The 24905-nt window shown below is 58.3% G+C and carries 28 protein-coding genes; 13 read left to right on the top strand and 15 right to left on the bottom strand.

Annotation, left to right across the window (positions count from 1 at the left end; translation table 11 throughout):
* Positions 1–56: 56 nt before the first annotated feature.
* Positions 57–1076 (bottom strand): ribose-phosphate pyrophosphokinase, encoded by a 1020-nt coding sequence (locus Q0816_RS16495; RefSeq protein ID WP_298852541.1) that lies wholly within the window; start codon positions 1074–1076, stop codon positions 57–59.
* Between the two features lie 107 nt (positions 1077–1183).
* Between Q0816_RS16495 and Q0816_RS16490 the strand changes: the two genes are divergently transcribed.
* The gene (locus Q0816_RS16490) at positions 1184–1786 is read left to right on the top strand and encodes a 2-hydroxychromene-2-carboxylate isomerase (protein ID WP_298852539.1); all 603 of its coding nucleotides are present in this window, start codon (positions 1184–1186) and stop codon (positions 1784–1786) included.
* Positions 1783–2616 (top strand): alpha/beta hydrolase, encoded by an 834-nt coding sequence (locus tag Q0816_RS16485; RefSeq protein WP_298852537.1) that lies wholly within the window; start codon positions 1783–1785, stop codon positions 2614–2616. The genes Q0816_RS16490 and Q0816_RS16485 overlap by 4 nt, the downstream gene beginning before the upstream one ends.
* Here the strand turns inward: Q0816_RS16485 and Q0816_RS16480 are convergent.
* The 3 genes from Q0816_RS16480 to Q0816_RS16470 are packed head-to-tail and all read right to left on the bottom strand — an operon-like array spanning position 2603 to position 5039.
* Positions 2603–3637, bottom strand: a complete 1035-nt coding sequence (locus Q0816_RS16480; protein ID WP_298852534.1) for a low specificity L-threonine aldolase — start codon at positions 3635–3637, stop codon at positions 2603–2605. The genes Q0816_RS16485 and Q0816_RS16480 overlap by 14 nt on opposite strands.
* Positions 3637–4110, bottom strand: coding sequence for a YcgN family cysteine cluster protein (locus Q0816_RS16475; protein ID WP_298852532.1), 474 nt, complete (start codon positions 4108–4110; stop codon positions 3637–3639). The genes Q0816_RS16480 and Q0816_RS16475 overlap by 1 nt, the downstream gene beginning before the upstream one ends.
* Positions 4107–5039, bottom strand: coding sequence for a bifunctional riboflavin kinase/FAD synthetase (locus tag Q0816_RS16470; RefSeq protein WP_298852530.1), 933 nt, complete (start codon positions 5037–5039; stop codon positions 4107–4109). The genes Q0816_RS16475 and Q0816_RS16470 overlap by 4 nt, the downstream gene beginning before the upstream one ends.
* 261 nt (positions 5040–5300) lie before the next feature.
* Between Q0816_RS16470 and Q0816_RS16465 the strand changes: the two genes are divergently transcribed.
* Together Q0816_RS16465 and Q0816_RS16460 are read left to right on the top strand one after the other, a co-directional pair.
* Positions 5301–5882 (top strand): methylenetetrahydrofolate reductase C-terminal domain-containing protein, encoded by a 582-nt coding sequence (locus Q0816_RS16465; protein ID WP_298852528.1) that lies wholly within the window; start codon positions 5301–5303, stop codon positions 5880–5882.
* Positions 5879–6868 carry a methylenetetrahydrofolate reductase gene (locus tag Q0816_RS16460; protein ID WP_298852526.1) on the top strand — a complete coding sequence of 330 codons (990 nt, stop codon included), beginning with the start codon at positions 5879–5881 and terminating at the stop codon, positions 6866–6868. The genes Q0816_RS16465 and Q0816_RS16460 overlap by 4 nt, the downstream gene beginning before the upstream one ends.
* 76 nt (positions 6869–6944) lie before the next feature.
* Here the strand turns inward: Q0816_RS16460 and Q0816_RS16455 are convergent, their stop codons facing one another.
* From Q0816_RS16455 to Q0816_RS16435, 5 genes are all read right to left on the bottom strand, one after another.
* Positions 6945–7388 carry a MaoC family dehydratase gene (locus Q0816_RS16455; RefSeq protein WP_298852524.1) on the bottom strand — a complete coding sequence of 148 codons (444 nt, stop codon included), beginning with the start codon at positions 7386–7388 and terminating at the stop codon, positions 6945–6947.
* Positions 7389–7489: 101 nt separating this feature from the next.
* Complete coding sequence (locus Q0816_RS16450) at positions 7490–8365, bottom strand: TIGR01459 family HAD-type hydrolase (protein ID WP_298852522.1); 876 nt, start codon at positions 8363–8365, stop codon at positions 7490–7492.
* A gap of 102 nt (positions 8366–8467) precedes the next feature.
* Positions 8468–9544 carry a DUF389 domain-containing protein gene (locus tag Q0816_RS16445; protein WP_298852521.1) on the bottom strand — a complete coding sequence of 359 codons (1077 nt, stop codon included), beginning with the start codon at positions 9542–9544 and terminating at the stop codon, positions 8468–8470.
* A 131-nt stretch (positions 9545–9675) separates the two neighbouring features.
* A complete protein-coding gene (locus Q0816_RS16440) occupies positions 9676–10596 on the bottom strand; it encodes a manganese-dependent inorganic pyrophosphatase (RefSeq protein WP_298852519.1) in 921 nt (306 codons plus the stop codon).
* 110 nt (positions 10597–10706) lie between these two features.
* Complete coding sequence (locus Q0816_RS16435) at positions 10707–11687, bottom strand: TraB/GumN family protein (protein ID WP_298852518.1); 981 nt, start codon at positions 11685–11687, stop codon at positions 10707–10709.
* Between the two features lie 110 nt (positions 11688–11797).
* Here Q0816_RS16435 and Q0816_RS16430 point away from each other — a divergent pair, with 110 nt between their 5' ends.
* The 6 genes from Q0816_RS16430 to Q0816_RS16405 all read left to right on the top strand — a co-directional run bounded on the left by Q0816_RS16430 (position 11798) and on the right by Q0816_RS16405 (position 17590).
* Entirely contained in the window at positions 11798–12472 is a 675-nt protein-coding gene (locus Q0816_RS16430) for a DUF2161 domain-containing phosphodiesterase (protein ID WP_298852516.1), read from the top strand.
* 154 nt (positions 12473–12626) lie between these two features.
* Positions 12627–12914 (top strand): co-chaperone GroES, encoded by a 288-nt coding sequence (locus Q0816_RS16425; protein ID WP_117872530.1) that lies wholly within the window; start codon positions 12627–12629, stop codon positions 12912–12914.
* Between the two features lie 55 nt (positions 12915–12969).
* Entirely contained in the window at positions 12970–14613 is a 1644-nt protein-coding gene (groL, locus tag Q0816_RS16420) for a chaperonin GroEL (protein WP_298852508.1), read from the top strand.
* 174 nt (positions 14614–14787) lie between these two features.
* The gene (locus tag Q0816_RS16415) at positions 14788–15630 is read left to right on the top strand and encodes a DMT family transporter (protein ID WP_298852506.1); all 843 of its coding nucleotides are present in this window, start codon (positions 14788–14790) and stop codon (positions 15628–15630) included.
* A 38-nt stretch (positions 15631–15668) separates the two neighbouring features.
* Entirely contained in the window at positions 15669–16442 is a 774-nt protein-coding gene (locus tag Q0816_RS16410) for an alpha/beta fold hydrolase (protein WP_298852504.1), read from the top strand.
* The gene (locus Q0816_RS16405; protein ID WP_298852502.1) at positions 16439–17590 is read left to right on the top strand and encodes an alpha-D-ribose 1-methylphosphonate 5-triphosphate diphosphatase; all 1152 of its coding nucleotides are present in this window, start codon (positions 16439–16441) and stop codon (positions 17588–17590) included. The genes Q0816_RS16410 and Q0816_RS16405 overlap by 4 nt, the downstream gene beginning before the upstream one ends.
* Positions 17591–17651: 61 nt before the next feature.
* Here Q0816_RS16405 and Q0816_RS16400 read toward each other — a convergent pair whose 3' ends face one another.
* The 4 genes from Q0816_RS16400 to Q0816_RS16385 all read right to left on the bottom strand — a co-directional run bounded on the left by Q0816_RS16400 (position 17652) and on the right by Q0816_RS16385 (position 20260).
* On the bottom strand, positions 17652–18719 hold the full coding sequence (locus Q0816_RS16400) for a 5-(carboxyamino)imidazole ribonucleotide synthase (protein ID WP_298852501.1): 1068 nt from the start codon (positions 18717–18719) through the stop codon (positions 17652–17654).
* 2 nt (positions 18720–18721) lie between these two features.
* Complete coding sequence (locus tag Q0816_RS16395; protein ID WP_298852499.1) at positions 18722–19477, bottom strand: NAD(P)-binding domain-containing protein; 756 nt, start codon at positions 19475–19477, stop codon at positions 18722–18724.
* Positions 19474–19959: a 5-(carboxyamino)imidazole ribonucleotide mutase gene (purE, locus tag Q0816_RS16390; protein WP_298852497.1), complete on the bottom strand. Its 486-nt coding sequence runs from the start codon at positions 19957–19959 to the stop codon at positions 19474–19476. Before purE ends, Q0816_RS16395 begins: the two co-directional genes overlap by 4 nt.
* Positions 19960–20035: 76 nt before the next feature.
* Entirely contained in the window at positions 20036–20260 is a 225-nt protein-coding gene (locus Q0816_RS16385; RefSeq protein ID WP_209504778.1) for a DUF465 domain-containing protein, read from the bottom strand.
* 163 nt (positions 20261–20423) lie between these two features.
* Between Q0816_RS16385 and Q0816_RS16380 the strand changes: the two genes are divergently transcribed.
* The 3 genes from Q0816_RS16380 (at position 20424) to Q0816_RS16370 (ending at position 22040) form a co-directional block, all read left to right on the top strand.
* Positions 20424–20837, top strand: coding sequence for an Hsp20 family protein (locus Q0816_RS16380; protein WP_298852486.1), 414 nt, complete (start codon positions 20424–20426; stop codon positions 20835–20837).
* Positions 20838–20842: 5 nt separating this feature from the next.
* A complete protein-coding gene (locus Q0816_RS16375; protein WP_298852484.1) occupies positions 20843–21067 on the top strand; it encodes a DUF1150 family protein in 225 nt (74 codons plus the stop codon).
* Positions 21068–21152: 85 nt separating this feature from the next.
* Positions 21153–22040 carry a PhzF family phenazine biosynthesis protein gene (locus tag Q0816_RS16370; RefSeq protein ID WP_298852481.1) on the top strand — a complete coding sequence of 296 codons (888 nt, stop codon included), beginning with the start codon at positions 21153–21155 and terminating at the stop codon, positions 22038–22040.
* A 54-nt stretch (positions 22041–22094) separates the two neighbouring features.
* Here Q0816_RS16370 and Q0816_RS16365 read toward each other — a convergent pair whose 3' ends face one another.
* Together Q0816_RS16365 and Q0816_RS16360 are read right to left on the bottom strand one after the other, a co-directional pair.
* Positions 22095–22931: a hypothetical protein gene (locus Q0816_RS16365; RefSeq protein WP_298852478.1), complete on the bottom strand. Its 837-nt coding sequence runs from the start codon at positions 22929–22931 to the stop codon at positions 22095–22097.
* Between the two features lie 125 nt (positions 22932–23056).
* On the bottom strand, positions 23057–24775 hold the full coding sequence (locus Q0816_RS16360) for a bifunctional sulfate adenylyltransferase/adenylylsulfate kinase (RefSeq protein WP_298852476.1): 1719 nt from the start codon (positions 24773–24775) through the stop codon (positions 23057–23059).
* Positions 24776–24905 lie beyond the last annotated feature (130 nt).

The raw sequence follows: 24905 nt of genomic DNA, 5'->3' as shown, positions 1-24905 counted from the left end.
GCCGATCAGTATTTCAATAAAGCAAAAGGGCGGCACTTGTGCCCGCCCTTCCAAGTTCAATCCATCTGGTACATGGATTCGTAGATCGGCGTCAGCGTTTTGTCTTCGAACAGCGAAGACACGCTGGTGCCGTTCCAGATGTTCAGGATCGCCTGGGTAAAGATCGGCGCGGTAGGCACGATGCGAATGTTCTTGGCCTTGGCAATCTCTTTGGTCGGCTGGATCGTATCGGTCAGAACCAGCGATTTCATCACCGAGTTCGTCACACGCTCGACCGCGGGGCCGCTCATGACGCCATGCGTGATGTAGGAATGGACCTCTTTCGCGCCGTTATCCAGCAGCACCTGTGCGGCCTTGCAAAGCGTCCCGGCGGTGTCACACATATCATCGACGATCAGGCAGATCTTGTCCTTAACGTCGCCGATCACAGTCATCTCAGCCACTTCGCCGGCTTTCTCGCGGCGTTTGTCCACGATCGACAGTGGCGCGTTGATCCGCTTGGCCAGCTCGCGCGCACGTGCAACGCCGCCAACGTCGGGTGAAACCACCATGATCTCATCCAGGCTGTCCTTGAACTGGTTCTTTACGTCCAAAGCAAAGATCGGCGAGGCGTAGAGGTTGTCGACCGGCATATCGAAAAAGCCCTGAATCTGCGCTGCGTGCAGGTCCATTGTCAGAATCCGTTCGATCCCTGCGCCGGTCAGCATGTTGGCCACCAGCTTCGCACTGATTGGCGTCCGGGCCTTGGTGCGGCGGTCCTGACGAGCGTAGCCGAAATAGGGGATCACGGCCGTAATCCGCTGGGCAGAAGAGCGACGCAGCGCATCGGCGATGATCAGCAGCTCCATCAGGTTGTCATTGGCCGGGTTCGACGTCGGCTGGATAATGAACATATCCTCGCCGCGTACGTTCTCGAACACCTCGACGAAGATCTCTCCGTCATTGAATCGTTCGACGCGCGCATCGACCAAACCCTGGTCCACACCTCGATAAAGGCTCATACGGCGTGCGATGGTTTTGGCAAGAGGAAGGTTGGCGTTCCCAGCGATAAGCTTGGGTTCGTGAAGTGTCGGCATCGGCTGAGGTCCCCGGGCAGCAATGGCAATGTGACAGATTCGTGATGTTGACACCGCTTAGCATGGCCTTACCGTCCCGCAAAGGTAACGCAGCGGAGAAAGTGAACATGACCCAGATTGACTACTATTTTGCGACAATTTCGCCCTACAGCTATCTGGCCGGGAACCGGTTGGAAGAGATCGCGGCGAAGCAAGGCGCGACGATCAACTACAAGCCGCTGGACATCATGGCCCTGTTCGCGCGCACCGGTGGGACGCCGCCAAAAGACCGCCATATCTCTCGCATCGAACACCGTGCTCAGGAATTGCTGCGTCAGTCGAAAAATCTGGGGATGGAGTTCAATCTGCAGCCCGCCCACTGGCCGACCAACATGGCGCCGTCCTCTTATGCGGTTATCGCTGCGATCAAGGATGGGTCGGGTGACGTGGGCAAGCTGTGCCAGTCGATCCTGCGTTCCTGCTGGGCCGAGGAAAAGGACGTCGCACAAGATGATGTGATCCGGGACTGCCTGGCAAATGCCGGGTTTGATCCTGAACTGGCCAACAGTGGACTGCTGGTCGGGGCCGAAACTTATGCCGCCAATTTGGAAGAAGCCGTGGATCGCGGCGTGTTCGGCGCGCCGTTCTACATCACGCCGGACGATCAACGCTTCTGGGGGCAGGATCGCCTGGACGATCTGGATCGGCATCTGTCGGAGATGCAAGGGTGACAGCCCCGACGGAGATGCAATCCGTCTTCGTCAGACGATTGGGCGACGGAGGGCGCAACTTGCTTGCCCTTCATTGCACCATTGCGCATTCCGGCGCGTGGTCTGACCTGTCCAAGGCATTGGATGGCAGCGCGTCCCTTGTTGCACCGGATATGCTGTCTCATGGGCGCAGTCCGGATTGGGACGGTCAGAGCGACTTCTTTGATGCGGTGACAGGGCTGGCAGCGGTCGAGTTGACCAAGCCCATGGATATAGTTGGTCATTCCTTTGGGGCGATCGTAGCGCTCAGACTGGCCATGGAGCATCCGGACCTTGTTCGAAGCTTGACCCTGATCGAGCCTGTGTTCTTTGCCGTGGCAAAACAAGACGCGCCCGATTTGTACGATCAGCACCTGCGAGAGTCACAACCGATTGAAGCAGCGTTCCAAGCAGGCGACGAAGCGCTGGCCGCGCGGTTGTTCAACCGGATGTGGAGCACCGGTATCGGCCCAAAATGGCCTGACCTGCCAGAGCGGACGCGCGCGGGCATGGTGCGCGGGATTCATGTTGTTCCTGCGTCTTATCCCGTTCTGTACGATGACCAGGTCGGGTTGCTTGACCCCGAAAAATGCAAGCGTGTATCGATGCCAACCCTGTTGCTGAGCGGATCAAAGACCCACCCGACGATCCCCGCAATCTGTGATGGATTGCAGCGCCGTCTGCCGAACGCACGCCATGAGGTCATTCAAAGTGCGGGGCACATGCTGCCCATTTCGCACCCCCATGAAACCAGCACGCTGCTTCAGGGGCTTTGGAAAGCTGGCCACGGGACGGGTGTTACAACAGGCTGAGAAACTGATCGATCTCGGCTGTCCCGATCGACCAGTCGCAGACCAGTCTGCATGCAAGGCTTTGGCCGTCATCGCCACCTTCCAGCTCGTCCCCCCAGAGGTGATAGATTGCCCCGGCCTCATGCAGCTGTTTGTGCTTCGCGCGTGAAAAAGCGGCAAAGATCATATTGGCCTGCGGTTCGTGCAAGAACTCGGCCCCATTTGCACGCAGGCCGTCGGCCAGCCGGGCACAATTTGCATTCGCCTGACGCGCCGATTGCAGCCACAGATCATTCTCAAGATAAGCCGCCATCTGAGCGGACAGGTAGCGATGTTTGGAAAACAGATGCGCCCCGCGTTTGCGCCGCAGCTCAAACTCCCAGGCTTTGCTTTCGTCAAAGAACACCACCGCCTCGACGCCCATCAATCCGTTCTTGGTGCCCCCAAAGCTGATCGCATCAACGCCCGCTTTCCAGGTCATGTCAGCCGGGGAACAATTCAGGGCGACAAGCGCATTGGTGAATCGCGCACCATCCAGATGGACGGGCAGGCCATAGTCCTTGGCAACGCCGCACAGTGCCTGCAATTCCTCCAGCGAATAGACCGATCCACGCTCGGTCACTTGTGTGATCGATACTGGCCCGCGCTGTGGCCCGTGCACCCCGCGCGTTTCTTCGCCAAAGATCGACCCGCGCAGCGCCTCTGGCGTCATCTTGTCGCCGCCGGGGACAAGGGTCAGCTTGGCGCCAGTGTAAAACTCAGGCGCGTTGCACTCGTCTTCATGGATATGAGCGACCGGAGAGCAGAAGATCGTTTCCCAGGGGTTGGACAGGGTCGCCAGAGCCAGCGAATTTGCCGCCGTCCCTGTCGCCACCAGATAAACGGCAGCGCCGGGGGCCTCAAAAATGCTGCGGATGCAGTCGCGCACCTCATTCATCATCGTGTCGGCGCCATAGGCCATCTGATAGCCTCGATTGGCCTCGGCCAGTTTGGCCATGACCTGTGGGTGAACCGGTCCGGAATTGTCAGACGCGAAATACATCAGCTTGGCTCCTCGATGATATAGTCTTCCCACTCTTCCATGGGGGTTTCGAACTCGGACACCGTGCGCCCCTGAACCGATACACCTGCCGCGTGCACGCTGTCCGGTGTACCTGAAATCAAAGGGTGCCAGTCATAAAGCGGCTTGCCTTCCCAAAGCAGCCGATACGCGCAGGTTTGTGGCAACCAATAGGCGTGCTCATCGATATTGTCGGGTGTCATGACGATGCATTCAGGCACGAATTGGTGCCGGATGTCGTATTGTGTGCAGCGGCAGCTTTCATCGTCCAGCAGACGGCAAGCAACGCAGGTCAGGGCGACTTCGCCCGTGTCTTCATCTTCCAGCTTGTTCAGGCAGCATTTACCGCATCCGTCGCACAAAGCCTCCCACTCGCGCTGGTTCATCTTGCGCAGCGGTTTGCGTTCCCAAAACCGGGCAGGCAGGCCTGCGCGTTCAATCGGATCAGCGCTCATAGGGCGGCCAGAATGCCTTGAGCTTTTTTGCAATCGGCATTCATCTGCGCGATCAGACCATCCAGCCCGTCAAAGGTCATTTCAGGGCGCAGAAAATCGATCAGGCCCACCGACAGCGTTGCTCCGTACAGATCGCCCGAAAAGTTGAAAAGGAAGGTTTCGATATTGGGCACTTCGCCGTGAAACATCGGGCGCACCCCGACCGAGGCCGCGCCGTGATAGCTGCCCTGATGCGGGCCATCCAGCACATCGACCAATACGGCGTAGACTCCGAATTTGGGCGGGTGCAGCCCTTCGATGGACATGTTTGCGGTCGGAAAGCCCAGTTCCCGCCCGCGCTGCTCACCACCGATCACTTCGCCCTCGATCCTGTGCCAATGGCCCAGCATCGCGGCTGCGTCTCTTGGGCGGCCCTCGCTCAGCGCGGTACGGATGGCGGTTGACGACACCACGTTCTCAGACCGTTCCATCAAAGGGGCTATCGTCACGCCAAATCCCATCTCTTGTCCGAACCTTACCAGATCGTCGGCGGTACCGCTGCGGCCCTTACCAAAGCAGAAATCGGCCCCCACAACCACATGAGACAGGCCCAGCCCGTCACAGATGACAATACGCGCGAACTCCTCTGGCGACAGACCCGCCAGCGCCGCGTTGAACGGCAGCTCATACAGCTTCTTTACACCCAGCTTCTCAAGCCGGTGCGCCCGCGCATTGCCCCGCATCAGACGAAACGGAGGAGAGTCAGGTGCAAAATACTCACGCGGATGGGGTTCAAAGGTCATGACACCCAGCGGCGCTTCGGGGGCGGCGTTTAGCGCCAGTTCAATCACCGACTGGTGACCCACATGGACGCCGTCAAAATTCCCGATCGCCACGCTGGCGCCGCGATCTTCTGGCTCGACAAACTGGAAATCCCGGATGATGTGCATAGGCGATTGCGTAGCGTTGCGTTGCGATTTGTTCAAGCAGCAGTTTGAATTCAATGACCGCACCCTGACGAAACAGCCCAAAACCAATCATCAAACCTAAAAACACACGCGACCATCCCCTGATTGTCGCGCGGCATTCGGCCAACTGCTTGATTCAAAAAAAAACCTGAGTGTAGACTGAACATCCGGTCCCCGGAACATGCCGCGAACCGGATTATGGCCCGGCCAGGTTCACATGAACCCAGCACAGGAGGCAGACCCATGTATCGATTGCGACTGTTCGCGATTCGCCATGCCCGCACATTCGAGTGGATCTACAAATACGTCGAACGCGGCATGGTCGCGATGGACCCGCTCTTTGCCAAAATCGGATACAACCGCGTCGAACGCCCCATCGCGCTGGTCGAAAAGGGCGTAAAAACCCTGTTGTTTGACTGCAAGATGTGCGGGCAATGCGTGTTGTCATCAACCGGCATGTCCTGCCCGATGAACTGCCCAAAGCAATTGCGCAACGGCCCATGCGGCGGCGTACGCCCCGGTGAGTTCTGCGAGGTGAAGCCCGATATGAAATGTGTCTGGGCTCTGGCCTGGGACGGAGCCAGCCGTATGCGGCACGGGGGCGACAAAATAAAAGAAGTTCTTCCGCCGGTGGAACACACGTTGAAGGGATCGTCATCATGGTTGCGGGTCAGCCGCGAGATTGCAGCGCAGGAACGCGACGCCATGGACGCAGCACGCGAAACTCTGGCGCAGGCCTTCCCGGAGGCGCGCGAGAATGAACCCTCGGCGGCCCCGCTGGCCGCTGAACCGCCCAACGCGGTGAATCAGGAGCTGAAGAAATGAGTGACGCCCATCGCAGCGAAGTAGAGCCGATAGGCTATGTTCCAGTTCCTGAAGGATATGTGTCGCACAGTCGATTAGAGAGGGTGTTGCGCTCGGGTCGTTTCGCTGTGACCGCCGAACTGAACCCACCCGACAGCGCTGATCCCGAGGATGTTTTCCAAGCTGCGCAGCCGCTGGGCGAAGTGGCGGATGCGATCAATGCAACCGATGCTTCGGGCGCCAATTGCCATATGTCCTCTATCGGAATCTGTGCCTTGTTGACGCGCGCTGGGTATTCCCCGGTCTACCAGATTTCTTGCCGAGACCGGAACCGGATCGCAATTCAGGGCGATGTTCTGGGGGCTGCGGCGCTGGGCGTGAGCAACGTGCTCTGCTTGACCGGCGATGGTGTGGGCGTCGGGGATCAGCCGGGCGCGAAACCGGTGTTTGACTTCGATTCCCTGACCTTGCTGCGTACGATCCGAACGATGCGCGATCAGGGAAAGTTCCTCTCGGGTCGTAAGATCACGCGCCCACCGCAACTGTTCTTGGGGGCGGCGGAAAACCCCTGCATACCACCTTACGACTGGCGTCCGGATCGGCTGGCAAAAAAGGTCGAGGCCGGGGCCGAATATATTCAGACCAATTACATCTACGATATCCCGCTCTTTGAGAAATTCATGGCGCGAGTGCGGGATGCCGGTCTGGACAAGAAAGTGTTCATCATCGCGGGTGTGGGTCCGATCGCTTCGGCGCGCGCGGCGCGTTGGATGCGCTCCAATGTGCCCGGCATTCATATCCCGGATCCGGTTATCGAGCGGATGGAGAAGGTCGAAAAGCCTGCTGAAGAGGGCAAGAAGATCTGTATCGAACTGATCCAGCAGATCCGGGACATCGCCGGAGTTTCCGGGGTCCATGTGATGGCTTACAGGCGCGAACATGTGGTTTCAGATATCATTCTGGAATCCGGCGCGTTGAAAGGACGTAAACGCGCCCGCCCTTCCTGACGGCTTCACGCAAAAACCAGTGTCTAAAAGAAGAAAGGCGCCGGTTGGGCGCCTTTTACATGGGTTGGTTTGCCAATCAGTCGAACTTGCGCGACGGGGCTAGCACCATAGCTTCACCAATCAGAACCTTCTTGCCTTCGACCGAGCAGTGGCAGTCCAGCTTAACGCGGCGCCTGGAAAAGTCGATGTCGACCACTTTCACCTCGGCATAAACCATGTCTCCCGGGCGCACGGGGGCCAGGAATTTCAGGGACTGGCCCATGTAAACCGTGCCATGGCCGGGCAGTTGTTCACCGATCACAGCCGAAATCAGACCGGCTGTCAGCATCCCGTGGGCAATACGGCCTTCGAAGATCGTATCGCGGGCATAGTCGTCATCCAGATGCACCGGATTCCGGTCGGTCGAGATCTGCGCGAACATCTCGATGTCCTCATCCGTAACCACTTTGCGCAGGTGGCGGGACATGCCCATTTCGATGTCTTCGATACAGATCGTTCCGCGTGGAAGATTGTCCAACATGTTGCCCTCACTCGAAATCGGCCGTGAAAGAAAAAACCATCATTTGGCCAAGGTTGGCAACTTTATTACTTCGCAGATGCAGAAAATCAAGTCTTTTCTGACTATCGCAAGCGACCAATTGTATAGGTCGGATTAATCTTTTCCCTTTCGATATAGGCGGTTAGGGATTCATGGTGCGGATGATGCGACGTTTTTGTCTCGGCCGCGGCCAGTCCGCCTGAGATGAACAGAGAATCAATACCCTCTCCCATGCCGCCCAGAATGTCCGTATGAGGACCGTCACCGATCACCAGAATGTCGCCATCGGGAATATCATTACCCAATTCCTGCAACCTCAGGCGGGCCAAATCATAGATCGGCGGATGTGGTTTACCGAAATACAGGCTCTCTCCGCCCATTTCGGTATAAAGCCTGGCCAAGGCGCCAGCGCACCATTCCCGCACTTCGCCCCGGTCGACCACGATATCAGGATTGGCACAGAGCAGTTTCATGCCCATCTGCTTGGCATACAGGAAATCGGGCCGGTTCACATCCGGGTCGGCCATCGTGTCGAACGGACCACAGCAGACAATGCCTTCGGCCTTCTTCAAAGGCACACGCTCGATGTGGATCGGGTGATGCAGCAGTTTCAACGGCTCGAAAAAGCCCGCGTCGCGCTGCCATTCTCCCATGAAGTAAACCTTGTGCCCGACGGCGCCCCGGAACATCGCCGACCGCGCGGAATCCCCGCTTGTGGCGATGGTGTCATATGCATCGGCGGGGACGTTGAACTGCCCCAACTGCTCTGCCACACCTGCGCGGGGTTTCGGAGAGTTCGTGACCAGCACGACCAGTCCACCGTTCGCGCGATAGGACTGCAAGGCAGCGACGGCTTCGGGGTAGGCCGTAATGCCGTTGTGAACACAGCCCCAAAGGTCGACAAACAACGCCTTGTAGCGGTCGGAAATCTCGGCAAGCGAGGAAACGATCTGGGTCATGGGGGCCTCTGGGTCTGATATCGCGCTTGCGACAGCTATGGCAAAGCTTGGGCGCGAACACCATCCCGCATTCCCGTTTGCGCTAAGGATTTGGTGAATCCGTTACTCGTCTTCGGTAATATCCGAAACATCCGGGGCCTGCTGAACGTTTTCTGTTCCTAGAATGATCTGCGCCCCAATTCGGGTCTGATACCGGATGATCGCCATATAACCGGGTCCGAGTTCCCCCTGTAACACCTCGACCAGAGGCGCTTCACGCAACTTCTCTGGCAACAGACCTGCCACAGACGAGACTTTGAACTGTGCTTCCGCTGGCAGGTCTACGATTAGCCAGACCTCGGCCCGCTTGCGTTGGGCGTTGACGTCGATGCGGATGATTTCCACGGAAACCGGATCGGCCCATTCCCGAATGGCATCCGCCAACTGGGCTTCGGTCCGCGTCTCCAAATACCGGTTATAGGTGGAGTTCCCGAGTTGCAGAACGACGATGACCAAAAATGCGATTGCAACAAACACGCTTGCCGTAAAGTTCAGCTTGCGCTTGCCTTTGCTGAAGATCACTGACCGTGCAGCATAAACCAGATAGACCGCGCAGGCTGACAGAATGATCGCACCCAGGTTGGTTGCGAAAAGCAGCCCTGCCTCATAGGCCTCGGCAGGTTCATCAAAATACAGCAGAATGCCCGAAGCCGAGAGAGGCGGAACCAGCGACACGCCAATTGCCGCGCCGGGCAGAAGGCTCAGCTCGGACTTGTTGATCTGAACATAGGCCCCGGCAACCCCGGCGGCGAGCGCGACGATCAGGTCTTCTGTGCCGGGATCGGTGCGCGCAAGGACCTGATCCGGGATCAGTATGCCACGCGGGACGTCAGCGACATAGACCAGAAGCCAGGCCATCAGAACGCAGGCAATAGCTGCCAGGCAAACCGTGAGCGCCAGAGTCACTGCGCGTTTCAGCCATCCCATAACCATCGCGGCAGCGACCCCAAGAATCGGGGTCATAAGCGGTGCCACAAGCATGGCCGCGATGACAACTGCGCCGGAATTGCGCAGCAATCCCATGGTGGCAATCACGACCGACAGCGTCAGCAACATTGCAAAGCGTCGCCAATACGCAGCCTTGTCGGTGCCTTCAAAAAGAAGGATGCCCCGGGTAGTGCTAAGTTTTCGAACGACCATTGTCTGTGCCTGATCTGGAATAGGCTTCGCACCTAAAGCCAGATTAGCAACCGATGCCGTTTCCGCAAATGGCCGGTAGAAAAGAAAAAAGGCGCCCGAAACGGACGCCCTTTGCATAAGTGGTTAAGCGATCAAACCTTCAGGTTCGGAATGATCTGCTTTTTCCGGCTCATGATGCCCGGCAGAACAACGGTGTCACCGTCGACGGCCGCGCCAAAGCTCTTTTCTGCAACACCTTTGACCAGATCGTTGGGCACCAGCAGCGTGGCCTCCTCGTTCAGGATGTCGACCACGAACAGCAGAACCTGATCAACGCCGTCTTCCTTGGCGACATCCCCCATCGACTCCGCCAGGCTGGCCTTGCGGTCCAGCACAACGTCGGGGGCCGTGGTCTCCAGAACCGAGACACGGAACTTGGTGCCGTCAACCTCGTATTCCTTGCTGTCCATGCGGATCAGCTCGGCGTCCGAGAAGGACGAGACATCCGATTTCGCCGCAAACATGTCTGCGGCATAGGCCGAGATATCCAGCTCCAGCTCAGCCGCCAGCCGTTCTGCCACTGCACGGTCATGAGCGGTTGTTGTGGGCGAGCGGAATTCCAGAGTGTCCGACAGGATGCAGGTCAGGGCAGCGCCCTTGATCGCATCGGGCATTTTGGCGGAATCTTCACCCATCAGGTCGACCATGATGGTTGCGGTGCAGGCCAGCGGCCGCACGGTGATGTCGATCGGACCTTTGGTTTCCAGACCACCGACCAGCTTATGGTGGTCGATGATCGCAAGAATATTCGCATCGTTGATATTGGCGGGCAATTCAGCCGGGTTGTTGGTGTCGACGATAACCACCGGAGTGTCTGCGGCCAGATCGTCGATGATACGCGGCTTGGGAAGATCCCAGTTTTCCAGCATGAACGTCGCTTCGGTGTTGGGCTCTCCCAGCAAAACGGGCTCGGTCTGCTCACCTTTGACTTCGTTCAGGTACCAGGACCACAGGATCGGCGAACCTGTAGAGTCGGTGTCGGGGGATTTGTGGCCAAATACGAGCGTAGTCATGTCAGAGTCCTGCGGATTGGAATTTTGCGCGCGTTATAGGGCGGGTAAACGCTGTTGTCACGCTGCAGCAGCCGGTCTGCGACGCTTGGTCTGAAAACCGCCGAACCGGATCAGAACGCAGCGCGTGTCAGAGTGTATCCGGCCTGCTCCAGCTGGTTCAGCAGGCCGTGGTCATCACTCAGATGTCCCGCGCCGACTGCTATGACAACCGTCTGGTCCCTGATGTCCAGAATCTGTTCCATCCAACTGGCGTTTCGCTGCACCAGCAATTGCTGTTCGAACCCTTGCCATTCCTCATCAAAAACCTTGGGGCTCAGTCCTGACTGCTCCAGCCCCTGAAGGCGGGCAAACTGCATGATCTCGGCGTGTTTTTCTTCCATATAGGCGTTGGTCATGGTGGCCAGCTGGTCAGCATTGCCCTGCATGGCCCCGGACAGACGCACCAGCGATTCGACCTGTTCCTCCAGCGGATGGCTGTCAAACATGGCAATCAGGTCTTCGATGCGTTCCAGTGAGTATTGAGGGATAGCTTTGTCCACGGCCAGATCGGTCAGGCGGGCGTCCATTCCATAGGTAGCGTTGGGATCTTCAATCATGCAGGGCGGGATGCTTAGCATCATGGTCAGGAACCACGGGCGCATTTTGGCCGCCATCCAGCCGGGGATGCCGCGTTGCGCCAGTGCCGTAGATAGCGCTGCCCAATCCTCCTCCGTCATCAGGTCGATCAATGTGGGCCCCGAGGTCATCATCACAGCGCTCAGGTCGTTGGCCATATTCTTTTCGAAGGCGTCCATTTCCGCTTGGGTGACTTCGAAATAGAACGCGTCGACCTTGCTCAGTTCGGGTGACAGGCGATCAACGACATCCTCCATGCGCGGGTCGAACGTATGTAACGTGCCTATGATATGCAGAACGGTGTCGCCTTTGCGTGCAATCCAGTGATTGCCCTCGGGATAGGCGATGTCGGCCACGGCGTTTTGCAACTCAGCCCGGGTTTCAGCAGACAGTTGCGGCCGCAGATCCGCCCCTTCACACACGGCCTGGGCCGAGATCGGAAACAGAAGGAAAGCAAGAGTTGTCAGCAAACGCATGGAACCCGCCTGAGTAAGGTCGAACAGTTGAAACCAGACATAGCCATGCCTCCAGCCGATGTTCAAGCAGTCCGTCTGGTATTCCCCAACAATCTGCGTAGCATAGGCGCATGAACCGCGAGCAGGATCTCTATCCCCCGATCAAAACGCTGCTGGAACGTCAGGGGTACACCGTCAAGGGCGAGGTCGGCGCGGCCGACATCGTTGCAATGCGCGATGGGGATGAGCCTGTGATTGTCGAACTCAAGCTCAGGTTCACTCTGGCGCTGTTCCATCAGGCGATCACGCGGCTGAAAATCACGGATCAGGTTTACATTGCGGTCAGCAAACCCACGGGGCGAGCCGCCCGGCGCGCGTTGAAGGATAACCTTGCACTGTGCAGAAGGCTTGGGCTGGGGCTGATCACTGTACGGACTGATGGCACGGTTGAGGTGCAATGCGACCCCGGCCCTTATGCACCCCGCAAGAACAAGGCCAGGGCCGCGCGTTTGCTGCGCGAGTTCGACCGGCTGGATGGAGACCCGAACGCCGGGGGTGCAACACGCCATGGCATCGTGACGGCCTATCGGCAGGATGCGCTGAAATGCGCAGCCTTTTTGGCTGAGAATGGCCCGGCCAAAGGGGCCGAGGTTGCCAAGTCGGTTGGTGTTCCGATTGCCACCCGGCTTATGCGGGAAAATCACTATGGTTGGTTTGAGAAGGTTGAAAAGGGCATCTACGGGCTTACGTCTCAAGGGGCGGACGGATTGAAACACTGGGCCTACAGTTGGGAACAGGCTGACTGACCCAAGCCGCGAAAAAAAATCCCCTACAACTTGTTGACTCGGTGTTTGAGACTCCCTAGCTATGCGTCGTTATCACTCACATAATCTGAGTGCTAACGCCTCGTCGGAAGGCGAGGGGAGGATAAACAAACTTTGAGCCCAAGGAGCTACAAAGATGGCATTGAAACCGCTTCATGACCGTGTGCTGGTTCGCCGTACCGAAAGCGAAGAGAAAACCGCAGGCGGCCTGATCATTCCTGACAGCGCAAAAGAAAAGCCCAGCGAAGGCGAAGTCGTCTCAACCGGCGAAGGCGCGCGCAAGGACAGCGGCGAGCTGATCGCGATGGCTGTAAAAGCTGGTGACAAGATCCTGTTCGGCAAATGGTCGGGCACCGAGGTTCAGGTCGACGGCGAAGAGCTGCTGATGATGAAAGAAAGCGACATCATGGGGATCATCGAGTAAGCCCACGCGCTTTCTCTGATCTTCATCACAATACATTTTCTCAAGGAGAAACGACATGGCTGCAAAGGACGTCAAGTTCGACACCGATGCCCGTAACCGCATGCTGGCAGGTGTGAACATCCTGGCCGATGCTGTTAAAGTGACCCTGGGCCCCAAAGGCCGCAACGTGGTTCTGGACAAATCCTTCGGCGCGCCGCGCATCACCAAAGACGGTGTATCGGTTGCCAAGGAAATCGAACTGGAAGACAAGTTCGAAAACATGGGCGCGCAGATGGTGAAAGAAGTCGCCAGCCGCACCAATGACGAAGCCGGCGACGGCACCACCACTGCAACCGTTCTGGCTCAGTCCATCGTCAAAGAAGGTCTGAAGCAGGTCGCAGCAGGCCTGAACCCGATGGATCTGAAGCGCGGCATCGATCTGGCGACCGCCAAAGTTGTTGAAGGCATCAAAGCCGCTTCGCGCGAAGTTAAAGACTCGGCAGAAGTTGCTCAGGTCGGCACTATCTCGGCCAACGGCGAAGCCGAAATCGGCCAGCAGATCGCAGACGCGATGCAGAAGGTTGGCAACGAAGGCGTTATCACCGTCGAAGAAAACAAAGGTCTGGAAACCGAGACCGATGTTGTCGAAGGTATGCAGTTCGATCGTGGCTACCTGTCGCCTTACTTCGTCACCAATGCCGACAAGATGATTGCAGATCTGGACGACTGCATGATCCTACTGCACGAAAAGAAACTGTCCTCGCTGCAGCCGATGGTTCCGCTGCTCGAGCAGGTGATCCAGTCGCAAAAGCCGCTGCTGATCATCGCGGAAGACGTTGAAGGCGAAGCGCTGGCGACTCTGGTTGTCAACAAACTGCGCGGCGGCCTGAAAATTGCTGCTGTCAAAGCACCGGGCTTCGGCGATCGCCGCAAGGCCATGCTGCAGGACATCGCAATCCTGACCGGCGGTCAGGTCATCAGCGAAGATCTGGGCATGAAGCTCGAGTCCGTCACCATGGACATGCTGGGCACCGCCAAGAAAATCGAAATCACCAAGGACGAAACCACCATCGTCGACGGTGCTGGCGAGAAGGCCGAGATCGAAGCACGTGTTGCCCAGATCCGCACACAGGTCGAAGAAACTTCGTCGGATTACGACCGTGAGAAGCTGCAAGAGCGCGTTGCCAAACTGGCAGGCGGTGTTGCTGTGATCCGCGTCGGTGGCATGACCGAAGTGGAAGTGAAAGAGCGTAAGGACCGTGTAGACGATGCTCTGAACGCAACACGCGCTGCTGTTCAGGAAGGCGTTGTTGTGGGTGGTGGTGTTTCGCTGGTTCAGGCTGGCAAAGCACTGGACACTCTGAAAGGCGCAAACGCTGATCAAGACGCAGGCATCAACATCGTTCGCAAGGCCATCGAAGCGCCACTGCGTCAGATCGCCGAGAACGCAGGTGTCGATGGTGCGGTTGTTGCGGGTAAAGTTCGCGAATCTTCGGAAGCGGCCTTTGGCTTCAACGCACAGACCGAAGAATATGGCGACATGTTCTCGTTCGGCGTCATCGATCCGGCCAAAGTTGTCCGTACAGCTCTGGAAGACGCGGCATCGGTTGCTGGCTTGCTGGTCACCACCGAAGCAATGGTTGCCGACAAGCCCGCCAAAGAGGGCGCGGCACCTGGCGGTGGCATGCCCGACATGGGCGGCATGGGCGGCATGATGTAAGCTGCTTAGGCCATAGTGCTAACGAACGGGGTCGCCATTGGGCGGCCCCGATTCGTTTGTATGCCAGTGCCCGACCACGCGTTCGACTGGAGTATTCTGAAAAATGTGAAGGGTAGGCGGCGCTTACGTGCAATATGAGTGTCCATATTGCCCACAACCGGATATGCGGTTTTTATGCGACTGTTCTTTCTAACCGCCCTGACCATGTGCGCCTTTGCGGCGAATTCCATCCTGAACCGCCTGGCAATTGACAGCGGGGCCAGTGATCCTGCTGGGTTTGCGATCGTGCGGGTGCTGACCGGTGCGGTGGTATTGGCCGCTCTTGTGCTGGCGCGTGGGGGGCATCTTCCGCTGCGCAATCGAAGGCGGGCCTTTGGTGCTGGGTCACTGACGCTCTACATGATCGGGTTTTCGCTTGCTTACCTGACACTGGATGCAGGGCTGGGCGCTTTGATCCTGTTTGGCGTCGTGCAAATCACCATGTTTTCGATCGGCGCCCTGACCGGCGCAAATCCGACCGCGCGGCAAGCGGCGGGGGCCGGGGTTGCGCTTGCAGGTCTGGCCTTTGTACTCTGGCCCTCCGGTACCTTTCAGGTTGACCTGTTCGGCGCGACCCTGATGGTCGCTGCTGGTATCGGTTGGGCCCTCTATTCGATAGCCGGGCGATCAGAAACGAACCCTCTGGAGGGAACAGCCGCCAACTTTATCGTCGCGTTGCCGTTGACTGCTTTGGCGTTGCTGGCCAGCGGCGGCGTCTGGCAGATGAACGGAACAGGGTATCTGTTGGCCGCGCTGTCCGGCGGGGTAACCTCTGGTCTAGGCTATGCATTGTGGTATCGCGTGTTGCCTCAATTGGCACCGTCAGCGGCGGCTGTCGTTCAGCTCAGCGTGCCGGTCATCGCTATTTTTGGCGGTATTGTGCTGCTGGGCGAAACCGCGAACGCGCGGCTTTGGGTTGGCGCAGGGCTGGTTTTGGGTGGAATTGCGCTGGCCATGCTGCGACGTCAACGGGGCTAGGGCTTTTATCAGGGGCTCATAGGCTTTATCTGGCGGTTATGAGATTTCTGATCGCCTTACTCTTTTGCCTTGTTCCCGCCGCAGCCAGCGCGAAATGCGTTGTTCTGCTGCATGGTCTTGCGCGAACCGAGGCCTCGTTCACCGTGATGGAGCAGCTGTTCAAGGCGCATGACTACACTGTTGTACGCCACGGTTACCCATCGACCGAAATCGGCATCCCCGAACTGGCGGAACAAACCATCCCGGACGCGCTCGCGGCTTGCGGTGAAGACAAGGCCAATGTTGTTGCGCATTCCATGGGTGGCATCCTGTTGCGCTATTGGCTGCAGGACCATCGCCCCGAAAACCTGGGCCGTGTCGTCATGCTCGGCCCGCCCAATCAGGGCAGCCAACTGGTCGATGAGCTTAGCGCGTGGGAGGTGTTTGGATATCTGAATGGCCCCGCAGGCCTGCAATTGGGTACAGGCCCCGAAGGCATCCCGCGCCGCCTGCCGCCGGTGGATTTTGAGCTTGGCGTGATCGCGGGCAAAAACTCTCTCAACCCGCTGTTTTCCTCGCTGATTGATGGGCAGGATGACGGCAAGGTCTCGGTTGAAACGACGAAGGTCGAAGGGATGGCCGATCATCTTGTTCTGCCTGTGACCCATACCTTCATGATGAACAACCCGCGCGTTATGGCTCAGGCGCTGCATTTCATCGAATTTGGCCGCTTCGATCCGCAGATCACGTGGCTGGACGGTGTGACAGAAATAATAGACGAGATCTGTATCGGGCAAGACTGCTCGGAACCGGATTCGGAGCCCACACAATGACTGCACTGGACCTGACTTTGACTGGCGCAGAGGTTCTGGTGCCGGGTGATGGCCTGTCACGCGTCGATCTGACCATCGCAGAGGGCGTGGTGCAAGAAGACCTAACCAGGCGCAGGATTGATCTGACGGGCTATTTGGTTCTGCCTGGTATCATCGACCTGCATGGTGACGGGTTTGAACGCCATATCGCCCCGCGCCGGGGAGCGATGAAGCAGATGAATGAAGGTATCTTGTCGGTCGAGGCCGAACTGGCCGCCAATGGCATCACTACCGCCGTGCTGGCTCAGTTCTACAGTTGGGAAGGTGGCGTGCGTGGCCCGGAGTTTGCCGCGCAGGTGTTCAATGCAATCGCGGCTGTCAAACACAGCGCCGTCACGGATCTGATCCCGCAATTGCGGTTCGAGACCAACATGCTCGAGGACTACGATGGTCTGGCCCGTCGCATAGCGGATTGGAAGGTGCCTTATGTGGTGTTCAATGATCACCTGCCGCATGATCGTTTGGCACAGCGCAAGAAACCACCGCGCCTGACTGGGCAGGCGCTGAAAGCCGGACGCAATCCGGATGCGCATTTTGAGATGCTGCTCAATATGCATGCCCGCAGATACGAGGTGCCCGCTGCAATCGAAGCACTCAGCGCTGAACTCATCGAAATGGACGTGCGTCTGGGCAGCCACGATGACGCAACCGCCGAGACACGGGCATGGTGGCGTGATCGAGGCGTGCGCATCGCCGAATTCCCCGAAACGCTTGAGGCCGCCGAGGCCGCACGTTCTGCCGGGGACCACATAATCCTCGGCTCGCCCAATGTGGTGCGGGGTGGGTCGCACAAAGGAAACGCCAGCGCGGTCGAACTGATCGCCATGGGTCTCTGTGATGCGTTGGCTTCGGATTACCACTATCCCAGCCCGCGCCGCGCAGCGCTGATGTTGGCCAAAACCGGCCTGCTGGATATGGCTGGGGCCTGGACGCTGATCTCATCCGGGCCCGCACAGGTGCTGGACTTGCAGGACCGGGGCACGCTCGCCCCTGGCAAACGCGCAGATTTGGTCATACTGGATTCGGAAACCCAACGCGTCGCGGCCACCTTGGCCGGTGGGCGCGTCAGCTATATGTCAGGTGACATCGCAGCACGGTTCGTCGGTTAGGCGCGAACAGGCCTCACCTTTTCTCATTCGTTTTGCCGAAGACGCCGTGCGCGCGACAACGTTAACGTTTGATGCGGTTGAAATGCCCCATCTTGCGCCCGGCTTTAACCTCGGCCTTGCCGTATAGATGCAATGCCACGTCCCGTTCGCGTGCAAGTTCGGGCACCCGGTCCATGTCGTCGCCGATCAGGTTTTCCATCACCACGTCCGAATGACGCTGCCCATCACCCAAAGGCCATCCCGCCACGGCTCGGATATGCTGTTCGAACTGATCCACGGCGCAGCCGTTCTGCGTCCAGTGGCCCGAGTTATGGACCCGTGGCGCAATCTCGTTCACGATCAATCCGCTGGGCGTTACAAAAAGCTCAACCCCCATGACGCCCACATATTCCAGCGCATTCAGGATATTGGCCGCCAGCAGGATCGCGTCAGTGCGCTGACCAGGGGACAAGCGGGCGGGGATGGTGGTCGTGTGCAGAATACCGTCACGGTGCACATTCTCACCGGGGTCGAAACAGGCGACCTGACCGTCCAGCCCGCGTGCCGCGATGATCGAGACCTCATGCGAAAAATCCACGAAGCCTTCCAGAACGGCAGGCGCACCAGCCATATCGGCCAAAGCGGCCGTTGCATCCTCAGGGCTACGCAGCCGGGCTTGTCCCTTGCCGTCATAGCCAAAGCGGCGGGTCTTGAGGATAGCAGGGGTGCCGATTTGGTCGATCGCTTCCTTCATGCTGCCCAGATCAGTTACATCCGCATACGGGGCCGTCTTCAGGGCCAGCTCTTGCAGAAAGGTCTTTTCGGTCAGGCGATCCTGACTGACGCGCAGCGCCTCGCGTCCGGGGCGGATCGGACAATGGGCTTCCAGAATGTCCAGCGCTTCAGTCGGGATGTTCTCGAACTCATAGGTGATGACGTCGACGGCATCAGCAAAAACTCTCAGCGCCTCAACATCGTCATAAGCTGCTGTTGTGACCCGGTCCGCAACCTGCTCGGCAGGCGGGTTTGCGCCCGGCTCGTAGATATGGCTGACAAAGCCCAATCTGGAGGCCGCCACAGACAGCATCCGTCCCAGTTGACCGCCCCCCAGAATTCCGATCACCGCGCCTTGGGCAAGCATTTCCGCCATCTTCAACTCTCCAAACGTTTGCCAATTGCGCCAAGCGCTGAACGCAGCGCCTTATGTGCGTCCTGATTCTTCAGGGTATCTGTCATCTGCAGGCTCAACGTGCCGTCGGTCGCCAGCGCGTCACGCTCCTGCGCCAATCGTCCGGCAGTGCCTTTGTCCATCGAAGCCAGAAAACCCGCCATCAATTGCGTGGTATAGAACTCAGCCCCGTCCGTATCGCCGGTCACGTCACCCAGCCATTTGGCCCCGGTTGCCATCAAATCCAGAATGCCCGGAACCATGGCGCAAATGGCGAAATGCGCGTTCAGCGCGGCTTCATTCGTAACTTTGACCACAGGATTTTCTGGCTCAAACAGCTCGGCCAGCAGGCGATCATTGCCAAAAGCCGCCATTGGACAACCACCGGTTTCCAGAAAACCAAGCGGGATGGTCTGCACGAAATCCGACGCCGGTACGCAAAGCGCGGCAAGTTGCTCGGCTGACACGGCCGCCATCACTGAAACGATCTGTTGATCTGCACGGAACGTCAGGGGGGCCAGTACCTCGGCCGCGATATGAGGGCGCAGGCACAGAAACACGATGTCCGAGGCGTCAATCACGGCCTGAGGTGCAGCAACGGTCGCGCCCAGTTCCGCCTTCAAGTTGGCGGAGACTTCGGCATTGCGCTCGGTCACGCTGATCTCGTGCCCTTTGGCCGCCATCAGTCGTGCAATTGGCGCGGCGATATGGCCGGTGCCGATAAAGCCGATCCGGCTCATTCCTGCGGTTCCTCGGGGATTGAAGCCGACAAAGCCTCGCGCCAGTTATCCAACCGTGCGGCCAATGCGTCATCCTGCAGCGCCAGAATACCTGCGGCCATCAGCCCCGCATTGGCCCCGCCAGCGGACCCAATCGCCATGGTCGCCACCGGAAAACCCTTGGGCATTTGTACGATGGAGTAAAGCGAATCTACACCCGACAAGGCGCGGGTCTGCACTGGAACACCAATCACCGGCACTCGTGTTTTCGACGCCATCATGCCCGGCAAATGCGCAGCGCCTCCAGCACCCGCGATAATCACCTGAAGCCCGCGCGAAACAGCGGTCTTGCCATAATCCCACAGCCGGTCCGGCGTGCGGTGGGCCGACACGATGCGCGCCTCGTAGGCGACACCCAGTTCATCCAGAATATCCGCGGCTTCTTTCATCGTGGGCCAGTCCGACTGGCTGCCCATGATGATCCCCACTTTCACATCGCTCATCCGCTTCTGTCCCTGCGCTCAGAAAGAGCGCGCACTATAGCCAAATCCGGTTGCCTGGCAATGCGGTACAAGGCGTTCAGGCGATGATATCGGGGGTCAGGCGGTCTTCGATAAGCCGGATGAAGTCTTTCAGGCGCAGTTTCTCTTTTTTCAGGCGCCGCAGGGTCAGCTGATCGGCTGTTCCCTTCTCGTGCAGCGCTTCGATCGCCTCGTCCAGATCGCGGTGTTGACGGCGGAAAACCTCCAATTCAACCCGCAGAACTTCATCTGTTTTCATCGAAAGATCGGTGGGCGCGTTCATTGGCGACTCGGGCTGGTTGTGGTGCGTCTCCAACAAGATAGTGTGTAAGACGTTATCGCGCCAGACCTTGTGGACATCCTGGTTTCTTCCCATATTCTACTATACGCGGTTGCCGCAACGGGGCCGCACACCACGTCGCTTTGACAAAAAAGGACGAGAATACGTGTCGAAACTTACTCTTGGCTCATACCCGCATCTATTGGGGTTCGAGCAGTTGGAACGCCTTCTGGAGCGGTCTGCAAAGGCCGGGAATGAAGGGTACCCGCCCTATAATATCGAACAGACCTCGGACTTTTCCTACCGCATCACTCTGGCGGTGGCCGGGTTCGCCGAAGAGGATCTGTCGATCACTATCGAGGACCGCCAACTGGTGATCCGGGGCCGTCAGCGCGACGACAGCGAGGGGCGCATATTCCTGCACCGTGGCATCGCGGCGCGTCAATTCCAGCGTATGTATGTGCTGGCCGACGGGGTCGAGGTGGGCGAAGCGATCATGGAAAACGGTCTGCTGCATGTGGATCTGACCCGCGCCGTGCCGGAAACTGTGGTTCAGACAATCAACATACGGAAGGGGTAAGAGCAATGAATACACCGATTGAAATCAACGCTGAAGGCGACCGTATTGTTTATGTCAAAACGGTCGACGTATCTGAACTACCTCGGGAAGTCCGAGAACAGGCGGGCGATCTGGATCAGCTTTATGCCGTCCACGATTCCGACGGACAGCAACTGGCGCTGGTCGCTGACCGCAAGCTGGCCTTTGTGCTGGCACGCGAACATGACCTGTCCCCGGTGGCCGTTCACTAGGCCACCCAAAACTCTGCCGAAATGACGTGACATTTGCTGTCTCTGCGGTGATCGTGCCGCAGAGGGTCAAGCAGGAGTGCGCATCATGAGTTGGTTCGAATTCGATTGGGTGGACGCGTTCAGCGATCGTGCATTTGGTGGCAACGGCTGTGCCGTGGTTCATGGCGGCGGACACCTTTCGTCAGAGGTCTGTATGGCTTATGTGCGCGAAACCTCTTTGGTTGAATGCACCTTTACCGGCCCGTCCGACGTGGCCGACATCCGTGTCCGTTATTTTCTGGCTAGCCGCGAAATCCCGTTCGCCGGGCACCCGACCATTGCCACCGTCGCGGCGATGCGGTCCCGCGGTATGATCCCGGGCGATAGTCTGACGTTGGAAACCGGCGCGGGCCTTGTGTCGATCCGGTTGCAGGGCGAGCAGATCGAAATGACCCAGGTCGCACCACAATTCGGCGCGCAAGTGCCCGCTGAGCTGGTGGCAGGAGCCATAGGCTTGCCACAAGAAGCCATCATTTCCCCGCCTCAGATGGTCTCGACCGGCTTACCTTTCTGCATCACCGTTTTGCGCGATCATGAGACTTTGCGTGCGGCGCAATTGGTTGAAGGTCCCTTGCGCAAAGTGGCCGAGACCGCGGGGTACTCCGGGTCGGATATGGCCGAGCCGTTTCTGGTCACGCTAAAAGGGGCCACCAAAGCGGGCGATACCTTCTCGCGCCTGCTGCTGGCTCCGCCCAGCCCGCCCGAAGATCCGTTTACCGGGTCTGCCACCGGCGCAATGGCGGCCTATTTGTGGAAATATGAGTTGATGACCAAAGATAGTTTCATTGCTGAGCAGGGCCACGATATGGGCCGTCCCGGACAGGCAGCTGTCACACGTGTTGGTCCGCCTGACGCAATGACAGGGATAAAGGTCGCCGGTCAGGGGCATATCCTGATGCGGGGTCAAGTTGATCTGCCGGAGTTCGCTCAATAGATGAACAGGCCGTTGACCGAGGGCTGCCTGCAATACCCTGTCGGACGCGACAGGCTACATCCAGCCTAGCGGAACGATCGGAGCTACCTTTGGATCAATCCCGTGTCGATTGCATAGCCTGTGCAGATATGACCCGGAAACCGGCAGCCCGGCCGTCTTGTTGACCATCAGTTTCTTTTGGTGGCCGTAGATGTGAACCGAATGCACCGCTTCGGTTTGGATCTCTTCTGTCGCAATGCGCGGATCGTGCAGTTTCCACAGCTCCTCCGGGGTCAGCGGATAAAAGGTTTCGGCAGTCATCGCGTGGCTGTCCTCTCCGGTCTGGCGCAGAAAATGTGCAAAAGCCTTGGGGCCCGAACACCCCCAGGGCAGGGTTTCGATGCCCCAGCTTTCGCCAAGCGCAACACGGTCCTGATTGTGCCGGTGCACCTTGCGCCCGCGCCAGGGCTGGGTCGGGTTTGCTGACATAACAAAACCCAGCATCGCTTCTAAAACCGCCGATTTCTCCGGCAGGCGCAACACGCCAGTCAGGAAATCGCCCCGCTTGCAGCGGCCAAACACGAATTCCGTCGAAAAGCTGAATTCTTGAACGCAATAGGCGTCCAGATCGACCCAGATGGCATCGCTCTGCCGCATCAGATGCAGCCGGAAGATGTCCGAGAAGACGGCGACGCCCTGCCGGTCTTCACCTTTCATCGCATAAGGCGGCGGCCAGAAAATATCGCTGGCAGGACATATCTCCACACCGGCGGGGATGCCGTCGACCTCATGCGTAAGATACAGGACAAATCGGTGTCCTTGATCCAGAAAGGACTGGATACACAGTTGCTCCAACCAGCTCAGATCGGACCCAAACCAGAAACTGGCAATGGTTGGCAATTTGCTCGTCATATCGGCTGTGAACCCGCTTTGGACCTGGCGATAAGCATCAAGACCAGCGGCAATTGTCAATCCAGAGTAAAAAACGGCCCCCGGTAAATCCGGAGGCCCTCCAATAAGGTCAGTGTAGACCGTGATCAGGTCGCGGCGATCAGGCCCATGCTTTCCAGTTTCAGCAGAACCTGATGGGCGCAGTTGTCGACCTCGACATTCTCCGTCTCAACGCTCAGTTCCGGGCTCTGAGGCACGTCGTAAGGGTCCGAGATACCGGTGAATTCCTTGATCTTGCCTTCGCGCGCCAGCTTGTACAGGCCCTTGCGGTCGCGGCGTTCACATTCCTCGATGGTGGTTGCGACATGCACCTCGCAGAAGGCACCGAACTGCTCAACATCTTCACGAACCGCACGGCGTGTGGTGGCATAAGGCGCGATTGGGGCACAGATGGCGATGCCGCCATTCTTGGTGATCTCAGAGGCGACATAGCCGATGCGGCGGATGTTCAGGTCGCGGTGTTCTTTCGAAAAACCCAGCTCGGAAGACAGGTTCTTACGAACGATATCCCCATCCAGCAGCGTCACAGGACGGCCACCCATCTCCATCAATTTGACCATAAGCGCATTGGCGATCGTGGATTTTCCCGAGCCCGAGAAGCCAGTGAAGAAAACGGTAAAGCCTTGCTGGCTGCGTGGCGGCTTGGTCTTGCGCAGTTCGGTCACAACTTCGGGGAAGCTGAACCATTCCGGAATTTCCAGACCTTCGGACAGACGGCGGCGCAGCTCTGTGCCCGAGATGTTCAGAATCGTGACGTCATCTTTGTCGAGAATTTCGTCATTTGGCTCGTACTGGGCGCGTTCCTGCACGTAGACCATGTGCTTGAAGTCGACCATTTCCACGCCGATCTCGTCCTGGAACTGGCGGAACAGGTCTTGCGCATCATAGGGGCCGTAAAAATCCTCACCAGCCGAGTTCTTGCCGGGGCCGGCATGGTCGCGGCCAACGATAAAATGCGTGCAACCGTGGTTGGCACGGATCAGGCCGTGCCAGACCGCCTCACGCGGGCCAGCCATGCGCATGGCCAGGTTCAGCAGGCTCATCGAGGTGGTCGAGGCCGGGTACTTGTCCAGCACCGCCTCATAACAACGGACACGGGTGAAATGATCCACGTCGCCCGGCTTGGTCATGCCGACAACCGGGTGGATCAACAGGTTGGCCTGCGCTTCCTTCGCGGCGCGGAAGGTCAGTTCCTGATGCGCGCGATGCAGCGGGTTGCGGGTCTGGAAAGCGACAATGCGGCGCCAGCCCAGTTTGCGGAAATACGCGCGCATCTCGTTCGGGGTGTCGCGGCGCCCACGGAAGTCATAGTGCACAGGCTGTTGGATACCGACCACGGGCCCGCCCAGATAAACCTTGCCTGCCACGTTGTGCAGGTAGTTGACTGCCGGGTGGGCGTCGTCATTGGCGCCAAAAACCTTTTCTGCCTCGCGCGCTTTGTCCGGGGTCCAGCGGTCCGTGACGGTCATGGTGCCCAGGATCACGCCTTCCTGATCGCGCAGGGCGATGTCCTGACCCAGCTCGATGGTCTCGGCGAAGTCTTTGCTCACATCCAAAGTGATGGGCATTGGCCACAATGTGCCATCAGCCAGACGCATGTTCTCGACCACGTTGTCGTAATCGGCTTCGCTCAGGAACCCCTTGAGCGGGTTAAAACCGCCGTTCATCAGCAGTTCCAGATCGCAGATCTGACGCGGGCTCAGATCCCAGCTGGTCAGGTCGGCAGCTTCGACTTTCAGCTTTTGAGCCGAGTCATAAGACACAAACAGTTCGGAAATCGGGGCCAGATTGCTTAACATCGTCATCGGAATACTCTTGTCGCAGTGTTGATTTGCCAGTGGATATCGGGCGGTCTCAAGGCATTTGCACCGACTGATGGGCGAAGTCCACCGGCGTCGTTGAAACAAAGGAGGATATGCGCTGAAATTCTTTGAA

It is taken from the genome of uncultured Ruegeria sp., assembly GCF_947497005.1.
Taxonomy (GTDB): domain Bacteria; phylum Pseudomonadota; class Alphaproteobacteria; order Rhodobacterales; family Rhodobacteraceae; genus Ruegeria.
The sequence above is the reverse complement of the archived record's forward strand: the minus strand, read 5'-3'. Positions and strand labels throughout refer to the sequence as shown.

Coding starts and splice junctions, on each gene's coding strand:
- Q0816_RS16495 (WP_298852541.1), bottom strand. CDS start 1,076: ATGCCGACACTTCACGAACCCAAGCTTATCGCTGGGAACGCCAACCTT.
- Q0816_RS16490 (WP_298852539.1), top strand. CDS start 1,184: ATGACCCAGATTGACTACTATTTTGCGACAATTTCGCCCTACAGCTAT.
- Q0816_RS16480 (WP_298852534.1), bottom strand. CDS start 3,637: ATGTATTTCGCGTCTGACAATTCCGGACCGGTTCACCCACAGGTCATG.
- Q0816_RS16475 (WP_298852532.1), bottom strand. CDS start 4,110: ATGAGCGCTGATCCGATTGAACGCGCAGGCCTGCCTGCCCGGTTTTGG.
- Q0816_RS16470 (WP_298852530.1), bottom strand. CDS start 5,039: ATGCACATCATCCGGGATTTCCAGTTTGTCGAGCCAGAAGATCGCGGC.
- Q0816_RS16465 (WP_298852528.1), top strand. CDS start 5,301: ATGTATCGATTGCGACTGTTCGCGATTCGCCATGCCCGCACATTCGAG.
- Q0816_RS16460 (WP_298852526.1), top strand. CDS start 5,879: ATGAGTGACGCCCATCGCAGCGAAGTAGAGCCGATAGGCTATGTTCCA.
- Q0816_RS16455 (WP_298852524.1), bottom strand. CDS start 7,388: ATGTTGGACAATCTTCCACGCGGAACGATCTGTATCGAAGACATCGAA.
- Q0816_RS16450 (WP_298852522.1), bottom strand. CDS start 8,365: ATGACCCAGATCGTTTCCTCGCTTGCCGAGATTTCCGACCGCTACAAG.
- Q0816_RS16445 (WP_298852521.1), bottom strand. CDS start 9,544: ATGGTCGTTCGAAAACTTAGCACTACCCGGGGCATCCTTCTTTTTGAA.
- Q0816_RS16440 (WP_298852519.1), bottom strand. CDS start 10,596: ATGACTACGCTCGTATTTGGCCACAAATCCCCCGACACCGACTCTACA.
- Q0816_RS16435 (WP_298852518.1), bottom strand. CDS start 11,687: ATGCGTTTGCTGACAACTCTTGCTTTCCTTCTGTTTCCGATCTCGGCC.
- Q0816_RS16430 (WP_298852516.1), top strand. CDS start 11,798: ATGAACCGCGAGCAGGATCTCTATCCCCCGATCAAAACGCTGCTGGAA.
- Q0816_RS16425 (WP_117872530.1), top strand. CDS start 12,627: ATGGCATTGAAACCGCTTCATGACCGTGTGCTGGTTCGCCGTACCGAA.
- groL (WP_298852508.1), top strand. CDS start 12,970: ATGGCTGCAAAGGACGTCAAGTTCGACACCGATGCCCGTAACCGCATG.
- Q0816_RS16415 (WP_298852506.1), top strand. CDS start 14,788: ATGCGACTGTTCTTTCTAACCGCCCTGACCATGTGCGCCTTTGCGGCG.
- Q0816_RS16410 (WP_298852504.1), top strand. CDS start 15,669: ATGAGATTTCTGATCGCCTTACTCTTTTGCCTTGTTCCCGCCGCAGCC.
- Q0816_RS16405 (WP_298852502.1), top strand. CDS start 16,439: ATGACTGCACTGGACCTGACTTTGACTGGCGCAGAGGTTCTGGTGCCG.
- Q0816_RS16400 (WP_298852501.1), bottom strand. CDS start 18,719: ATGGCGGAAATGCTTGCCCAAGGCGCGGTGATCGGAATTCTGGGGGGC.
- Q0816_RS16395 (WP_298852499.1), bottom strand. CDS start 19,477: ATGAGCCGGATCGGCTTTATCGGCACCGGCCATATCGCCGCGCCAATT.
- purE (WP_298852497.1), bottom strand. CDS start 19,959: ATGAGCGATGTGAAAGTGGGGATCATCATGGGCAGCCAGTCGGACTGG.
- Q0816_RS16385 (WP_209504778.1), bottom strand. CDS start 20,260: ATGAACGCGCCCACCGATCTTTCGATGAAAACAGATGAAGTTCTGCGG.
- Q0816_RS16375 (WP_298852484.1), top strand. CDS start 20,843: ATGAATACACCGATTGAAATCAACGCTGAAGGCGACCGTATTGTTTAT.
- Q0816_RS16370 (WP_298852481.1), top strand. CDS start 21,153: ATGAGTTGGTTCGAATTCGATTGGGTGGACGCGTTCAGCGATCGTGCA.
- Q0816_RS16365 (WP_298852478.1), bottom strand. CDS start 22,931: ATGACGAGCAAATTGCCAACCATTGCCAGTTTCTGGTTTGGGTCCGAT.
- Q0816_RS16360 (WP_298852476.1), bottom strand. CDS start 24,775: ATGACGATGTTAAGCAATCTGGCCCCGATTTCCGAACTGTTTGTGTCT.